This window comes from Clostridium sp. DSM 17811 (genome assembly GCF_018861905.1).
GTDB lineage: Bacteria > Bacillota > Clostridia > Clostridiales > Clostridiaceae > Clostridium_AD > Clostridium_AD frigoriphilum.
On record NZ_JAHLDU010000012.1, the window covers coordinates 56,724 to 71,220 of the forward strand.

Below are 14,497 nucleotides of genomic sequence, written 5' to 3' on the forward strand. Positions count from 1 at the left end.
TTGAATTTACACAGGTTTGATCTATTGTTTTAGTGCCAATCCATCACGGTACGCATTGCCGACCTTTCCCCCTACTTTCAGGTAATCCTTACTCATCCAATCGTAAATAATCGGGTCAAACTTCGTCAAGGAGACCTTACCATTTTCACCCAGAATGCGCTCATCTATGCTGACGTTGACGATCTCTCCCACCATTCTCCAGGTCTCTTCGTCATAGCTTTTCATTCTGCACTCAAGGGCCATTGGCAGTTCCTCAATCAAAGGTGCATCTACAAATTCCGACTTCACAGCATGGAAACCCGCTTTTTCGAATTTGTCAGATACTTTATTACCGGATTCAATTCCTACATAGTCACAGGCTGCAACGTGCGCCGCATCCGCCATACTAACGGTGAACGCTCCACGGGAAAGGATATTCTTCACAGTCTTACGTTGTGTACTGAGGCATATGGATATTTCGGTTTCATTACTGATGCCCCCCCATACGGCAAGCATTGCATTTGGCTTACCGTCTTCACCATAGGTGGAAATGATAAAAACCGGCTGCGGTAATGTGTACGGTTTTGCTCCAAAATTCTTTCTCATCGTTTTAATTCTCCTTTACTACATTTGATTTAACTCTTTTATCAGTGTTATATGTTTTGCCTCATCATTATTTAAAACATTTTTATTGGATTCTTTGTGAATGCAATGTATTTCCGAATGTCCATAGTTATGAAAAATCTCCCTAGAGATAAATAATATACTAAAAATCATAAAGACCGACTAAGCTGGTGTTTATGATTTAATATCAGTACTCTGTGCTATTAATTATTTCTACTATTCTTTCCTTAGGTCTATCTGTAAATATTCCACCGTGATAGCATATTACTGTTTTTATATCATAATTCAATAATTTCTTGAGTGATTCTATCGCTTGCTTCATATCTAATGTAAATGTCGGATTAGGACCAACTAACTTGCCATCCATAACATTCATTGCATCTCCAGCCACTAGAGTTTTATACTTTCTCAAGTAAAAACAGGCATGTCCAGGAGTATGACCTGGTGTATGTATTACATCTATTACTCCGCAATAATCAAGTATCTCACCATCTTCAATTGTTTTAGTAACATTGGCTTTAGCCTTGTTAAACATATCTATCCTTGAATTACGTTCCTCTTCTGACATAACATTGAGTTTTTCTGGAGTCATTTTTATTGGTGATTTATCTCCTTGGATATAAGGCTTCTCATCAATATGAGCTAATACTTCTATATAATTTTCAGTATTTTTAATGATACTAGCTAAATTTCCAATATGATCTAAATCTTGATGTGTTAATATTATCTTATTAATATCTTTAATTGATACTCCAGCTTTACTTACTTCTTCAGCTATTTTTCCTAACTGCTCCGGCAACCCAGTATCTATCAGAATTAATTTTTCTTCATCTAAAATCAATATAGGATTCATATTAATTACATCATTGCCTAATTCAATTATATTTAATCCTTTAGAAACGACCATTATATTGGCCTCCTTTCATTACTTATATGCAGAATTTATCCAAATAAAAAATATACCTACTTTTATATATACCTTAAAATTACTTATACTTAATTTTATAAATTAGAATAATGGCTGCTAAAATAAAGTTTAATTTATCTAATGCATCGTGTTTTTCAAAAAGTTCTGTAAATTGAGCCAGTAATAATTCTGACTACGACATGTATTTGGGTTCACTTTCTTTCAACAAGTATAATCAGAATATTTTTGTTGCACATGCAACAATATAAATATAGCACATTATTGTTGCGTATACAACAATATTTTTTTACTTATTACAAATACACTAATGTAAAAATGCAAGCAGGCGCTAAGTCTAGCTGTTTCTAAAATAAAAAAAGCAGAAGAGCTGTATCCTTTGGGAATCCGCATTTTCCTAAAATCAACGAGAATTTATCATTATCCACTCTTCTGCTATCTTGGTGATAATGGATCTAATGTTAGCATCATTAATCTTATCATAACTTTTTATATTTTGTTTATTTTTGTATTAATTATATAGAATTTTAGTAAAACAAAAAGAAGAACAATAAGTTCTTATTTTACCAAGGAATTGAAATCATATCACGAATAATTTCATCTAGACTATGTGCTCCGCACATTGCCATCGTTTCTTTTAATTCATTTCCAATTTTATCAATATATGTTTGAACACCTTCATCTTCTCCACCATATAGCGCTGTTACAAATGGCCTAGCAATTAAAACACCATCCGCTCCTATAGCAAGTGCTTTAAAGACATCTACACCACTACGGATACCACCATCAACAAAGATTTTCATATCATGACCTACGGTGTCAACAATATCTTTTAATACTTCAGCCGTTGATAAACATTGATCTAAAACTCTTCCTCCATGATTAGATACAACAATGGCACTTGCACCAGCTTGTTTAGCTTTTAATGCTCCTTGAACAGTCATGATTCCCTTAACAATAAATGGCTTATCACACGCTGCTATGATTTGTTTTAATTCTTTTACAGATTTACTTCCAGCAGGAGGTGTCATATTTTTCAAAAAAGGTAACCCTGCTGCATCAATATCCATAGCTATAGCAATGGCATTTGATTCTTTGGCATATTTCATTTTTTCTAAAATAGTTTCATAATTCCAAGGTTTAATTGTTGGAATACCCAGACCATTTTCTTTCTTGATCGCGTTTGTTGCTGCTTCCATAACTTCTGGATTCGTCCCATCACCAGTAAATGCTAGTATCCCATGTTTTGCACAAGAGGAAACGAGAATATCATTGTATGACATATCATCATATTTATCACCATAATGAAGATTCACTGCTCCTACTGGTCCAGCAAAAATTGGGTATTTAAATTTTTGATTAAATAATTGAACACTTGTATCAACTGGTTTATTTTCTACTAAAGTATCCATATCAATTCGTATTTCTTTCCATTTATCATAGTTTCTTATGGCTACATCACCAATCCCTTTAGCTCCAGGTCCTGGAATTTTGTTTTTACAAACTCTTCCATTACATTCATGACAAGCTTTACAATAATCTCCTATACATGTTCTTGCTTTTTCTAATATTTCATTGTACATCATTGTGATTCTCCTTTACTCCATAATAATTTCATTTGATGAAAAATGTGTACTTTCTACTTTTTTTGAATGTTTAATTTTATAATCTAAATTCTTTTGATAATTTAATCTAAAATAACAAGAATAGAGAATATCTAGTACTAAAGTAACTGAATATTCTGCTGTATAATTCGCAATTTTTGAAAAGAACTTTTCACGCGTTGACATATAAAGTAAACACATTGCATATGAACTCAAACTATTTTCTCCTATACTTGTTATAACAATGATAGGAATATTATTTTCTTTAAGTAAAGATGCAACACTTATTAAACTAGAATTTTCTCCTGAATAAGAAATTATAATCGCACAATCATCTTGATTTAACATATCAGCTTGATATTTATCTTCGCCTACAAAACTTTGAACAACAACATGTTTTTTAATACGCGACATTTTCATTTGAAATGATGTAGCAAGAGGTACATATGCACCAAATCCAAATACATAAATATGCTTTGATTTATGTAATATTTTTATAGCCTGTTGTAATGAATCATGATGAATAAGTGATAACGTATCATTTGCTGATTCAATCATAACTTCTTTAATTGCACCAGCAACGCTCATTATATTATTATCTTGGCTAAATGGAATATTGGCATCTATATTTTGAAAATGAGAATTTAAATAAGCTTGTTCTTCAAGATGTTGCTTTTTTAAATCATTATATCCTTCAAAGCCTAGTTTATGTGCTAATCGAATAACAGCAGATGATGACGTATATGTAGCTTTTGCGATAGCACGTGTTGATAATTTTTCTAACTCTTCTTGATGTGAAATAATATATTGAACAATATCTTCTTCAATCCTTGTTAGATTTGCATTCTCCATCTTATTTATTAATAACATATAACCTTCTCCTTTAAAACAATTATAGAACATTTTGCATCAGTGTTCCATTTTTTTGTGATTATTTTAAAGCATATTTAAAGCATTGATTCATTACACATACAACCTTCAAGATTCTATCATCTGCACTATAGATAAGTAGAAAAAAACCTTATTGATACGGTTTCTCATTTGAATTATCAAAACATGCGTAATTGAGTTTCTAGTCAAATTTATTTTTTAATGTATTGGAAAAAGACATATTTCCGCTTTAGGACAAAAAAACACCCACAGACATTCTCCGAAGAGAAAATCCGTGTGTGTACCAGTGTGCAGAAATGGCAAGAATCACTTTCGGTTTTCCGAACTATTCAATAATTCTGTGTCCTGTTTCTGCCATACCTTCTGTAATTTCATTGTTATCTAATGCCAACATCGGGCTCCCATGTCAGGCAAAAACGACCGGCATAATTTTATCGTTCATCTTTAACCTCTCGTATTAATCTCTTATAAATGGAAATCTCATGCAAAACAAAAATTTACAGATATTTTTTTCCTTCGACCCATGCATTTCCGGCTTTCTCACCTAATGAAAAATAGCTGTTGCTGAACGAATCAAAAAATAACATTCCTGTTTTCTTGGCATCAATTATGCCGGTTTTATCTAACACTGACTCATCTGCTGCTACATTGATAATCCTGGCAAGTACAGTAGTGAAATTATTTGCTCTTACAAACTCTATGAGTTCGCATTCGATGACTAGTGGACCGCCTTCGATGATAGGGGCATTGACGTGTTCGCTCTTTACAGCCTTCAAGCCTGTTTTTGAAAATTTATCAGGAACTCTATGGCCGGTTACAATTCCAAAGTAATCCACTTCATTTATCAAATTCTTATTAACTAGTGCAACAGTAAATGCGCGTCTCTTTTTAATGTTCTCATGCGTCTTACTACGTGGACCAATACATAATGCGAGATCACCGGCATTCGTCCTTGTACACTCATGCAGATTCATCACGTTGACTGTTCCATCATCATTATAAGTGCCGACCATTAAAACCGGTGCTGGATAACCATATGAAAAAACGTTTGGGCCTAAATTTTTCATCATAATAAACAACCTCTTCTTAGTTCTTCTCTCTCAATTGAAGTCCGTCGCGGTAAGCATCACCGATCTTCTCACCAACGGACAGATATGACTTATTCATCCAATCGAAAGTGATCGGATGGAATTTTTCAAATGATACCTTGCCATCTTCTCCAAGAATCCGTTCATCCAGACTTACATTGACGATTTCGCCTACCAGTCTCCAGGTTTCCTCATCATAGCTCTTCACTCTGCACTCAACGGCAAAAGGAAGCTCATCGATAATCGGTGCATCTACGAATTCGGACTTTGTTGTATGGAATCCGGACTTCTCAAACTTATCTTCCACTTTATTTCCTGTTGTTATACCAAGGTAATCACAGGCAACTTCATTTTCCACATCCGCCATACTTACAACAAAGGAACCTCTGGCAAGAATTCCCTTTAACGTATTTCTCTGGGATGCTACAGTAATAGTAATTTCTGTCTCATTCGTGATTCCGCCCCATACTGCTAACATGGCGGTCGGCTTTTCAGCCTCATCATAAGATGAAATCATCAAAACCGGCATCGGTGTGATGTATGGCCTTGCTCCAATATTTTTTCTAGACATATTTATCCTCCTTAAATTATGTAATAAATCACAGTTATCACATGCATTATGCTCTTAACGATATGATTTCTTATAGATTTCAAGATAATCTTCATCCGTAAGCGGTAACGGGTCTGCGGTAATGTCGCCGCCGAGCACCTCGTGTATTCTCTTCGGATACTTTGCGAGCTCTTCTTCCTTGATTCCTGCATCACTCATGCGGATATCTTTACATCCGACTGCTTCGATCAGTTCATCCAATGCTCTGATAAAATCTTTTCCGGATGTCGGGTTCTCCACTCCCATTGCTATTGCCATTTTGATCATCTGTTCTTCTGCAGCCTTACGTTCTGCAAAGAAATCATAATAGGCATGAGCAATCATAATCAAACCAGCACCGTGGACCAGATTTTCGTGGCAGGATCCCATGGCATGTTCCATTGTATGTGCTGATGTGATGAGCATGTAGTAGCCCGCAAGTGAATTAGCCAGTGCCATATTTGCTCTTGCTTCCTGATTGCTTCCATCACGATATACAACCGGGAGATTGGCGGCAATCAGTTCGATAGCTTTCAGAGCAAACATTTCTCCCATCGGATGCTCATTCTTATTAATCACAGATTCAGCTGCATGGAAAAAAGCATCCATTCCCTGAAAAGCTGTAAATTTAGGCGGTACACTCATCATCAGATTGGAATCAACAACAGACAGTACCGGGAACATTGATGGAACTAAAAAACCAGATTTTTCACTTACTTCGTCGTTGCTGAGCACAGCGCAACAATCCACTTCACTTCCCGTTCCTGCTGAAGTTGTAATAGCGACAATTGGAGCGGCATCTTTTTCTGGATTCTTTTTTCCTCCGTTTACCGAATAACTGTAATCCCATATATCACCCGTATTGGTCATCATGAGTGCGATACATTTGCTGGAGTCCATGACAGATCCTCCCCCAAGTGCAACGACAAACTCACAGCCTGTCTCCTTTGCTTTCGTTGCACCATCCATAATATTGCGGTTTGTCGGATTTGGACGGATCTCATCAAAGATCTCATAGGTAACTCCCGCAAGATCCAGTTCTTTCTCAAGCGCGTCCAGATATCCGAACTTCTTCGTAGATGAACCGTTGGATGTCACGATCAGGGCTTTCTTTCCCGGAAACACTTCTGTATGCAGTTCCTGAAGTTTTCCTGCTCCAAATAATACTTTTGTCGGCATATAAAAATCAAAATTATACATATGTACCATTCCTTTCAATTTGAACTTTCTTGTTACTACTCCATCATATAGATTTTCACCTTCCAAATCAGCGCTAAATATTAACTTGAATTGTGGCTTATTTTAACCTACAATTAGATATAAGCATATCTGATTTACCAAAAACGTTGCAATGCTTGAAATAATTGCTCAAAAATCTGAAGAAAGGACTGTTGTTATGTCTTGGAATTGCGATACCGAAATCGATCACGCATTAGAAAAACTAGGTCAGGACTTTCCGCACCTCAATTGGGACTTTAGCCCGGATCCGTCCTCAGGAAATAACGAACTGATTTCGCATTGGTTGGGAGAGAAATCCGAGGAAGTTATGGTGTGTGCATTTAAAGGGAAAAAAATTGAGGAGCGTTTTCACCGCCAGGACTTTTTTTTCATTCATTTTGCTTACCATGGAGATTATGATGCATTAAGCGCCAACTATAACAATCGGATCACGGTAAAAGAAGGAGACTTCTATATCGGTCAGCCCTACAGCGGCTATGCTGTTAAGCGGGATTCTGATCACGAATGTATTATTCTCGGAGTACTGATTCGTAAAGAAACCTTTTTCCGGGAATACCTGAGTGCGCTCTCAGCAGATAGCTCCATGCTTAATTTTTTTCTGGAACCACAGAAAAACAAATATTCAGAAGAGTTCGTTCATCTGGAAATTCCAGCTTCTTCGCCAATCTGGCAGCTGCTGAATGTCATGATTCTTGAATATGCTCATAGAACAGAGGGCTCACAGAAAATTTTAAAACCTATGGTCATGTCCCTTGCAATGTATCTTTCCTATGAGTACAAGCGTCAGCATCTACCTACTGGCACGACATTAATTGACTGGATTATGGAATATATCGAATCACACTCTGATTCTGTAACATTGAATGACATTGCATCCCATTTCGGATATCACCCCGTCTATATTTCACGTCTTTTGCCGGAAAAGACAGGGAAGACCTTTTCTGCTCTGCTAGCTGAATCACGTATGCGAAGAGCCAAGCTATTATTGGATCATACGGATCTTTCCATTGAAAAAATTGCTGATATGCTCGGATACAGCAATAGCAGCAATTTCTATAAGGCCTTTAAACAGTATTATGGTACTTCTCCTCGTCAGCTTTAATGGTCAATGTTACGGCTTCAACGTGAAATGTATCAATAACGTTATTAAACCCTTTTTCAACCGTAACACTGATTAGTTCATCATGCAAGATCTCACCTTTATTAAATTTAGTACAGGCATCAAAAAACTGGCTGCTTTGGCGCAGTCTTCAGAGACTCACAAAGATGGCGAGAATAAGGATCAGCCAGTTCTTCAAAGCTTATCTCTGTTTTTTCGGTCGGAGCTAGTTCTAAAAGAGATTCAGCTAATGGAAATTTATACGATGCCACATTCGTTCCAAACAGAATGATAGATCTTCAATACGAATCGAGCGAAGGATCTATCATCTATACTATAGATAGGCAGAAAGAAATTATCGCCTCTATAAATTCCTATTTACCTTATGCTTAAAATTTTGATTATCATTTATTTGAACTCTTTTAATTGTAATGTTTTTAGGAAAACCTCACTGCTAAACTTATTATATTTTATTACTTATGGTACGGTTCACCCTTCATTATCATAAACATTTTCATTCTTACTTACATATAAGTCTATCTAATCTATAAAACACTCTCTATTTTATTCAATTTATTATATCATTTAAAATACATAGTAAACATCTTAAAAATAATTTTAGTTAAATTGTTTTTAGAGAGAAAATCCCCTAAGTTGACGCCATTGCCCGAAGGAATATGCCGCCGATTTGAAACAATAATTAATTTTTCTAATTTTTAGAATTTTTCCATTTTTATATTGACAAGCATCGAAACAAGAGTTATATTTTAAATGTAATCGATATATCGGTATACCAGAATATTGAATGAAAACTTAAAAAACAAAGGGGGAAACACATCATGAAAAAAAGAAAATTGGGTTCACTTGAAGTTTCTGGAATGGGCATGGGATGTATGGACTTTTCACATGGACATGGAACTCCACCACCACGTGAAGAAAGCATTAGACTTATGCGTTTGGCGCATCAACTTGGCTGTACAATTTATGATACAGCAGACGCATATGCAGATGGTCATAATGAAATTTTAGTTGGTGAGGCATTGAAACCGATTCGTCATGAAGTATGTCTTACAACAAAGTACAATCCAGAGTTACATCCTGTAACAGATCCGTCTAAAGGAACTGTTGAGGAACAAATTGAAGCTCGTCTTGATGCATCTTTAAAACGCTTGAATACTGATTATATCGATCTTTACTATATGCATCGTGTTACAGATGATGTTCCACTAGATGAAGTAGCAGGTTATATGGGGAAATTTATTCAAAAAGGAAAGATTCGTGCATGGGGTATGTCTAGAGCAACAGTAGATCATATTCGAATTGCACATGCTGTAACACCGTTAGCTGCTATTCAGAATGAATATTCTCTTATGGAACGAGAGCCAGAGGAGGGGGTTTTAGCGGCATGTAAAGAACGTGGTATTGGATTTGTGCCATATATGCCACTTGCGGCTGGATTTTTGACAGGAAAATATAAGCCGGGTATGGTCTATAAGAATGATGATGCTAAACGCTTCGCAGCTAGATTTAGTGATGAAAATATCATAAAAAATCAGCCAATACTAGAAATTCTTGATCAGATATCAAAGGAAAAAGGATGTTCTTATGCGCAGGCAGCTATTACATGGTTACTTCATAAGGAAGATTTTATTGTTCCGATTCCTGGGATGATGAGTGAAGAAATTATTCGTTCGAACATGGAAATTCCGAATATTAATTTTACCGCCGATGATATGAAGAGATTTGATGAAGCACTTGCTAAAGTTACGGTATATGGTAAATGGGATGATAGCTGTATTGGAAAATTGAAGGAAGCTCTGGAAGAAGAAAACTATAAATTAGACGTTTAAGTAAATTATACAGAAAAAGATAGAAGGCAGTCGGAAGAATGGCTGCCTTCTTGCATCTTTATTTTTCATATATTATAATGAGCAGGCGTAAATGATTGAAATATCTTAAGAGAAGATACATGGAGGAATTTGGGATGTCTTTTTTATTAAAGGATGAAGCTTATGATAAAATTATTCAAATGATAAATGATAAAAAACTTATATATGGTGAGATATATTCTCTAAATGTGTTGACTGCCACTATGGATATGTCCAAAACGCCAGTCAGAGATGCCATTCAAAAACTAGTAGATGAAAAACGAATTGATATTTTACCAAGTCGTGGTATTCGGCTGCATCAAATAACAAAAGAAGAGGTAATGCAACATTACCATTTTAGTTGTGCAATTGAGGGTTATTGTGTGGCAACGCTGGCTAAAACCTATCAAAAAGATAAGAATAATCCATCGGTTAAGAAACTAAAAAAACTAATGGAACAAATGGAGAAAATGCTTGATGAACAGAAGAATTTTAATGAATATTTTGCTGTAGACCAGCAGTTCCATCTGGAGTTACTTGAGTCATTGAAAGATCCTTATTTTAGTAGTCTGAAGCATTCCTCTATGGGATTTTATAATCATCCTGAAATACAGTTTACAGATAACAAACTATCGAGAAAAGAGGTATGTGAGTGTCATCGAAAAATATTGAGTGCCATATGCGAAGGAGATTCTGCCGATGCATATGAAGCATTGTTGGAACATTCATATGTGATGCTGAAAGCATTTTAGAAAAATGAACTATGATAACCTAATAATTGTAAAATATTGGGTTTTAAGGTACATAGATTGAATTTATGCACGAAGCCTGAGACATTTATATAAAAGGTGATGGCAGCCATAATTGTGGTGGTCATCACTATTTTTTTGCACTTTTTTCAATTAGTATGGATGTTTATTCTCATGTCACTAAAAAGATGTCTAATGACAGTGTTAATCTTTTCGAAACCATAATAAGCACAAAATTTCCGACCACATAAATCCACTGTCGGAAGAATGTCGGAAGTCGGAAGATTTTGAGCTTATTTCATTTTAAAGAATGCCTCTATTTCTTGATTAGCTTAACTATAGTTTCGACGTGGAGGGGATGTAAGAACATATTTTCTTCCTTTTATTAATAAGCATTCTATTTATTAAATTAATACTATTTTCTGCTTTCAAAACTTCCTGTAAATAGGCATCTTTCTCAGGGAGCACCCTACCGCAATTACCGAATATGACGAGTCACTTATCCGGCGACTAATTGAAAAAGTCACAGTCTACGAAAATAAAATCACGGTGGAATTCAAGTCAAGTGTTAGCGTTGAAATAAATGAATAATCCTATAAAGATACCCTCCTAGCCATGATAGCTTAGAGGGCTTTCTTTTAAAGAGCATCTTCTAATTCTTCTTCTTCTTCGGAGTATCCAAACATGTAATCTTCGTATTTTCGTGTGAAGCCCAAATTTCTGCAGCTTCATAAACGCTTAAAGATTCGCTGTCATCATCGTCGTCATCATCTAAACCGTAGCGGATGAGGTCAGGCTAATCTCGGACCTTGCGTGCTGCGTCATTCCTAATCGCCGTACTTTTCATTCCAGCAGTCAACACACATTTTTTGACTGTTCTCTTCGGTTATGAACGTGTCAAGATACTCACCACCACAAAGTGGGCAAGTATAGAAAATATTTCCCTTTGCATCATCATATTCATGTTGCTCGAGTTCGCCATAATTGATGTTTTTTTCTTTCATTAGTCGTCTCTCCTTTCTTGTAGCATTATGGCTTGGTCTTGCGATTTAATACATGGCAGAGCAAGATAATGCTAATAAATTGGGTATTTCATCAGTATCACAACTGCAAATTGGTATTATATTCTTTGACTACTCCAAAATCTAACATCTGAAGTTTTATTGCAATATTCACATTCAAGAGGCTCAAAAAAACCACCAGAGTTTAATAAATCAAAATCATCTGAATAAACTGTTATTTGAGCAGCAGTATCCTGCTTGCAATAAAGACAAAGATATGCACATTTTACTGTTGCTTCGTGATTATCCTGATATATCACTTCATAAGTACTTCCAGGCATTTGTTTATGTCTTCCCATTACATTTTCCTCCTCTAAGCAAATCCACAATTTCTTGATTTTCGCAGCAATAGCGTCACATTTTGTACTAACATCTAAATTGCTCTGAAAACCTCGCAAAATCTAAAAAATATCTAATTACGTTAATACTCTTTGTTGTATTAAATTCTCATAATCATTAACGATGTCATCTAAATGCATAATCTAATTATTAATATTCTACATTAATTTTTGAATTCCCTTTTTACAACAAATGTATTTTTTTATGTTAATTTACATTTGGCTGCTGACGGTAATTATCTAGTTTTTAATCTTTCAGTACGTTTTTCTCTTCAGTTTCGGTATATTAAAATAGTTATTAAGCTATTCAAAAACAATTTCAGTAAAGTGCTTTTCTTCTGAATTCTGGTCACTTATTCCAAGTAACTTTGCCGAAAAAAAAATTCAAAAGACTTTATAATTCCGCTAAAAAGTGCACACCCCTAACTAAAAATGCACACCCCTATTTTAAAATCCATATGGGTGTGCATTTATTCCATTCTAACCTAGAATTTTATGACTTCCAGCTCAATTTTCACACTGCACTTTAATCCAAAAAACAACGAAAGCCCCTGAATTCAAGGGCTTTCCATTGTATCAAACTTGTTGTTCTTTTATGTCTAATAACTATAATATTGATACAATTTAGAGATAATTTTAGGATGAAGGTTAGTTTTGTTTAACGCTAAATTGTATGTATTATCGCTAAAAAGTGCACACACCTATATTGATATATTATCACATACTGAGTGTATTGGGTCAGCAAGATGATACTAATGCGCGTTAATATTGTATTATTGTAAAAGTATCCGCCCTTTAATCACGGTGGGTGCAAAAATATTGACGTTTGTACCTTTTGGCAAATACTAATTATCTTTGATCGCAGTTCTGTAAACATAAAGTTCAAAATTCTTGTTAGTACTTACCCTTTAAGATATTGTTTGAAATTACTTTTTTTTCTTTTTTATAAAACCTGATACGAATATTAACCATATCAAAATGATTAATATAATTATAATGTAATTAATTAAATTACTCCAAAATTCAATAGTATTATTTTGAATAAATTGTGAAACTGTCATTATAATAAATCCGAAACAACATAATCCAATTGTAGTTATTTTTACTCCCTTTTTATCTTCATTAAACGCGATAAAAGCGAATATTATAGTAATTAGATTAGGGAACAGTTTATTTATTGCTGAATTAATCACCTCATGTTGTTTTTCCCCTAAATCAGAATAAATTAAATCAAATCGGCCTTTCTCTTTATCCAAATTGATTGTTATATCAGTTTGCGAATTAATTTTACTAGTGTTACCATTATTAACTTTAAACTCAAGTTCTCTATCAAAAACTGCTTGTATATTATCAAACCCAAGCTTTTTTATTTGTTTTATGCTTTTGCTTAGGTCTATGCTATTAAAGTCTTTTTCATCAACTGTAGGTATTATTATAGCCTTTTCAGAAAAAAAAGGTTCAATCCTTGCTAATTTATTATTGCGCTCATCAGTTTTTTTTACCTCACATGTAATGCTTATTATATCTTTTTCATTTGATTTTTTTAATATAATAAATACACTACCATTCTCATTACTATCGTGCAAAACTGTAAAATTACTTCTATCATACTCTATATTATCAATTTGTAATGGTAAAAATACTTCTAAAGCATTATCATCTGGACTACTTATTTTCATGTCAACTTCATCTATTCTTGAATCTACAACTTTATACCTAATGCTTGTACTACTATTTTTAGCATTAACTGTTGTAAACCTAAATAAAATTGCAAAAAAAACTATTGTGATAAAAATAGTTGATACCTTCCAAAACCTCATTCTATCTTACCAATGATATTGGTAAGATAGAAACGACACTAAATAAAATATATGTTATCCAAGTAAAGCATAAGCATAAAATAATTGTTTTAAATTGTCTTATTTGACTTCTAATTGCACGTTCTATATTTTCGGAATCACCCTCTTTAACATCATTATTTAATTTGAACATATGTTCAAATTTTACTTTTTTACCCATTCCGCTAACACCCATAAACAGTAATGCCCATCCCAATAGCAAAAATGTTAATGGATAAATCATCAATAATATTAATCCTGTATTTTTTTCATAAAAAATATTTTTATCACCAACCAAACTAGTAATACCTGGTATAATCATCCCCGACGATATTATTAATCCTATAAATAAGACTACCCAAACGAATAAAAATCTTTTTTTTATTATATCTTCCATATGTTATTTTAACCCCTTTCTGCAATTCGTACATCAATATTATATTTTTAAAACCTTTTAAAATTGAAATATTAAATCATTACACTATAATTATACATGGAAGTACATTGTTTTACCATATTTTTTACAAAATTAGGTTTTATTGCAGCAAATATGTTTTTTTTGCTTTACAATATAATATAGTAATTTAAAATATACATTTGAGAAA

The 14,497-nt window shown here is 34.1% G+C and carries 14 protein-coding genes; 3 read left to right on the plus strand and 11 right to left on the minus strand.

The window, feature by feature from the left end; genetic code table 11:
• Window positions 1-21 precede the first annotated feature (21 nt).
• From KPL44_RS15235 to KPL44_RS15265, 7 genes are all read right to left on the minus strand, one after another.
• The gene (locus KPL44_RS15235; protein WP_216252031.1) at window positions 22-585 is read right to left on the minus strand and encodes a flavin reductase family protein; all 564 of its coding nucleotides are present in this window, start codon (window positions 583-585) and stop codon (window positions 22-24) included.
• Between the two features lie 205 nt (window positions 586-790).
• Window positions 791-1,510: an MBL fold metallo-hydrolase gene (locus tag KPL44_RS15240; RefSeq protein WP_216252033.1), complete on the minus strand. Its 720-nt coding sequence runs from the start codon at window positions 1,508-1,510 to the stop codon at window positions 791-793.
• Window positions 1,511-2,091: 581 nt separating this feature from the next.
• Complete coding sequence (locus KPL44_RS15245) at window positions 2,092-3,114, minus strand: alpha-hydroxy-acid oxidizing protein (protein ID WP_216252037.1); 1,023 nt, start codon at window positions 3,112-3,114, stop codon at window positions 2,092-2,094.
• A gap of 12 nt (window positions 3,115-3,126) precedes the next feature.
• Window positions 3,127-4,035, minus strand: coding sequence for a MurR/RpiR family transcriptional regulator (locus tag KPL44_RS15250; RefSeq protein WP_216252039.1), 909 nt, complete (start codon window positions 4,033-4,035; stop codon window positions 3,127-3,129).
• 485 nt (window positions 4,036-4,520) lie between these two features.
• Window positions 4,521-5,093, minus strand: coding sequence for a flavin reductase family protein (locus KPL44_RS15255; protein ID WP_216252042.1), 573 nt, complete (start codon window positions 5,091-5,093; stop codon window positions 4,521-4,523).
• Between the two features lie 16 nt (window positions 5,094-5,109).
• Window positions 5,110-5,682 carry a flavin reductase family protein gene (locus KPL44_RS15260; protein ID WP_216252046.1) on the minus strand — a complete coding sequence of 191 codons (573 nt, stop codon included), beginning with the start codon at window positions 5,680-5,682 and terminating at the stop codon, window positions 5,110-5,112.
• Window positions 5,683-5,736: 54 nt separating this feature from the next.
• The gene (locus KPL44_RS15265; protein ID WP_253201796.1) at window positions 5,737-6,966 is read right to left on the minus strand and encodes an iron-containing alcohol dehydrogenase; all 1,230 of its coding nucleotides are present in this window, start codon (window positions 6,964-6,966) and stop codon (window positions 5,737-5,739) included.
• Window positions 6,967-7,051: 85 nt separating this feature from the next.
• On the opposite strand from KPL44_RS15265, the gene KPL44_RS15270 reads away from it, so the two are divergent.
• From KPL44_RS15270 to KPL44_RS15280, 3 genes are all read left to right on the plus strand, one after another.
• On the plus strand, window positions 7,052-8,041 hold the full coding sequence (locus KPL44_RS15270; protein ID WP_253201797.1) for a helix-turn-helix transcriptional regulator: 990 nt from the start codon (window positions 7,052-7,054) through the stop codon (window positions 8,039-8,041).
• Window positions 8,042-8,877: 836 nt separating this feature from the next.
• On the plus strand, window positions 8,878-9,888 hold the full coding sequence (locus KPL44_RS15275; protein ID WP_216252048.1) for an aldo/keto reductase: 1,011 nt from the start codon (window positions 8,878-8,880) through the stop codon (window positions 9,886-9,888).
• A 134-nt stretch (window positions 9,889-10,022) separates the two neighbouring features.
• Complete coding sequence (locus tag KPL44_RS15280; RefSeq protein WP_216252051.1) at window positions 10,023-10,658, plus strand: GntR family transcriptional regulator; 636 nt, start codon at window positions 10,023-10,025, stop codon at window positions 10,656-10,658.
• Between the two features lie 824 nt (window positions 10,659-11,482).
• Here KPL44_RS15280 and KPL44_RS15285 read toward each other — a convergent pair.
• The 4 genes from KPL44_RS15285 to KPL44_RS15300 all read right to left on the minus strand — a co-directional run bounded on the left by KPL44_RS15285 (window position 11,483) and on the right by KPL44_RS15300 (window position 14,289).
• The gene (locus KPL44_RS15285) at window positions 11,483-11,659 is read right to left on the minus strand and encodes a hypothetical protein (protein WP_216252054.1); all 177 of its coding nucleotides are present in this window, start codon (window positions 11,657-11,659) and stop codon (window positions 11,483-11,485) included.
• A 116-nt stretch (window positions 11,660-11,775) separates the two neighbouring features.
• The gene (locus tag KPL44_RS15290) at window positions 11,776-12,015 is read right to left on the minus strand and encodes a hypothetical protein (RefSeq protein ID WP_216252057.1); all 240 of its coding nucleotides are present in this window, start codon (window positions 12,013-12,015) and stop codon (window positions 11,776-11,778) included.
• Window positions 12,016-12,980: 965 nt separating this feature from the next.
• Window positions 12,981-13,874 (minus strand): hypothetical protein, encoded by an 894-nt coding sequence (locus KPL44_RS15295; protein ID WP_216252059.1) that lies wholly within the window; start codon window positions 13,872-13,874, stop codon window positions 12,981-12,983.
• Between the two features lies 1 nt (window position 13,875).
• Window positions 13,876-14,289: a hypothetical protein gene (locus KPL44_RS15300; protein ID WP_216252062.1), complete on the minus strand. Its 414-nt coding sequence runs from the start codon at window positions 14,287-14,289 to the stop codon at window positions 13,876-13,878.
• Between the last annotated feature and the right edge of the window lie 208 nt (window positions 14,290-14,497).

Coding starts and splice junctions, on each gene's coding strand:
- KPL44_RS15235 (WP_216252031.1), bottom strand. CDS start 585: ATGAGAAAGAATTTTGGAGCAAAACCGTACACATTACCGCAGCCGGTT.
- KPL44_RS15240 (WP_216252033.1), bottom strand. CDS start 1,510: ATGGTCGTTTCTAAAGGATTAAATATAATTGAATTAGGCAATGATGTA.
- KPL44_RS15245 (WP_216252037.1), bottom strand. CDS start 3,114: ATGATGTACAATGAAATATTAGAAAAAGCAAGAACATGTATAGGAGAT.
- KPL44_RS15250 (WP_216252039.1), bottom strand. CDS start 4,035: ATGTTCTATAATTGTTTTAAAGGAGAAGGTTATATGTTATTAATAAAT.
- KPL44_RS15255 (WP_216252042.1), bottom strand. CDS start 5,093: ATGATGAAAAATTTAGGCCCAAACGTTTTTTCATATGGTTATCCAGCA.
- KPL44_RS15260 (WP_216252046.1), bottom strand. CDS start 5,682: ATGTCTAGAAAAAATATTGGAGCAAGGCCATACATCACACCGATGCCG.
- KPL44_RS15270 (WP_253201797.1), top strand. CDS start 7,052: ATGCTTGAAATAATTGCTCAAAAATCTGAAGAAAGGACTGTTGTTATG.
- KPL44_RS15275 (WP_216252048.1), top strand. CDS start 8,878: ATGAAAAAAAGAAAATTGGGTTCACTTGAAGTTTCTGGAATGGGCATG.
- KPL44_RS15280 (WP_216252051.1), top strand. CDS start 10,023: ATGTCTTTTTTATTAAAGGATGAAGCTTATGATAAAATTATTCAAATG.
- KPL44_RS15285 (WP_216252054.1), bottom strand. CDS start 11,659: ATGAAAGAAAAAAACATCAATTATGGCGAACTCGAGCAACATGAATAT.
- KPL44_RS15290 (WP_216252057.1), bottom strand. CDS start 12,015: ATGGGAAGACATAAACAAATGCCTGGAAGTACTTATGAAGTGATATAT.
- KPL44_RS15295 (WP_216252059.1), bottom strand. CDS start 13,874: ATGAGGTTTTGGAAGGTATCAACTATTTTTATCACAATAGTTTTTTTT.
- KPL44_RS15300 (WP_216252062.1), bottom strand. CDS start 14,289: ATGGAAGATATAATAAAAAAAAGATTTTTATTCGTTTGGGTAGTCTTA.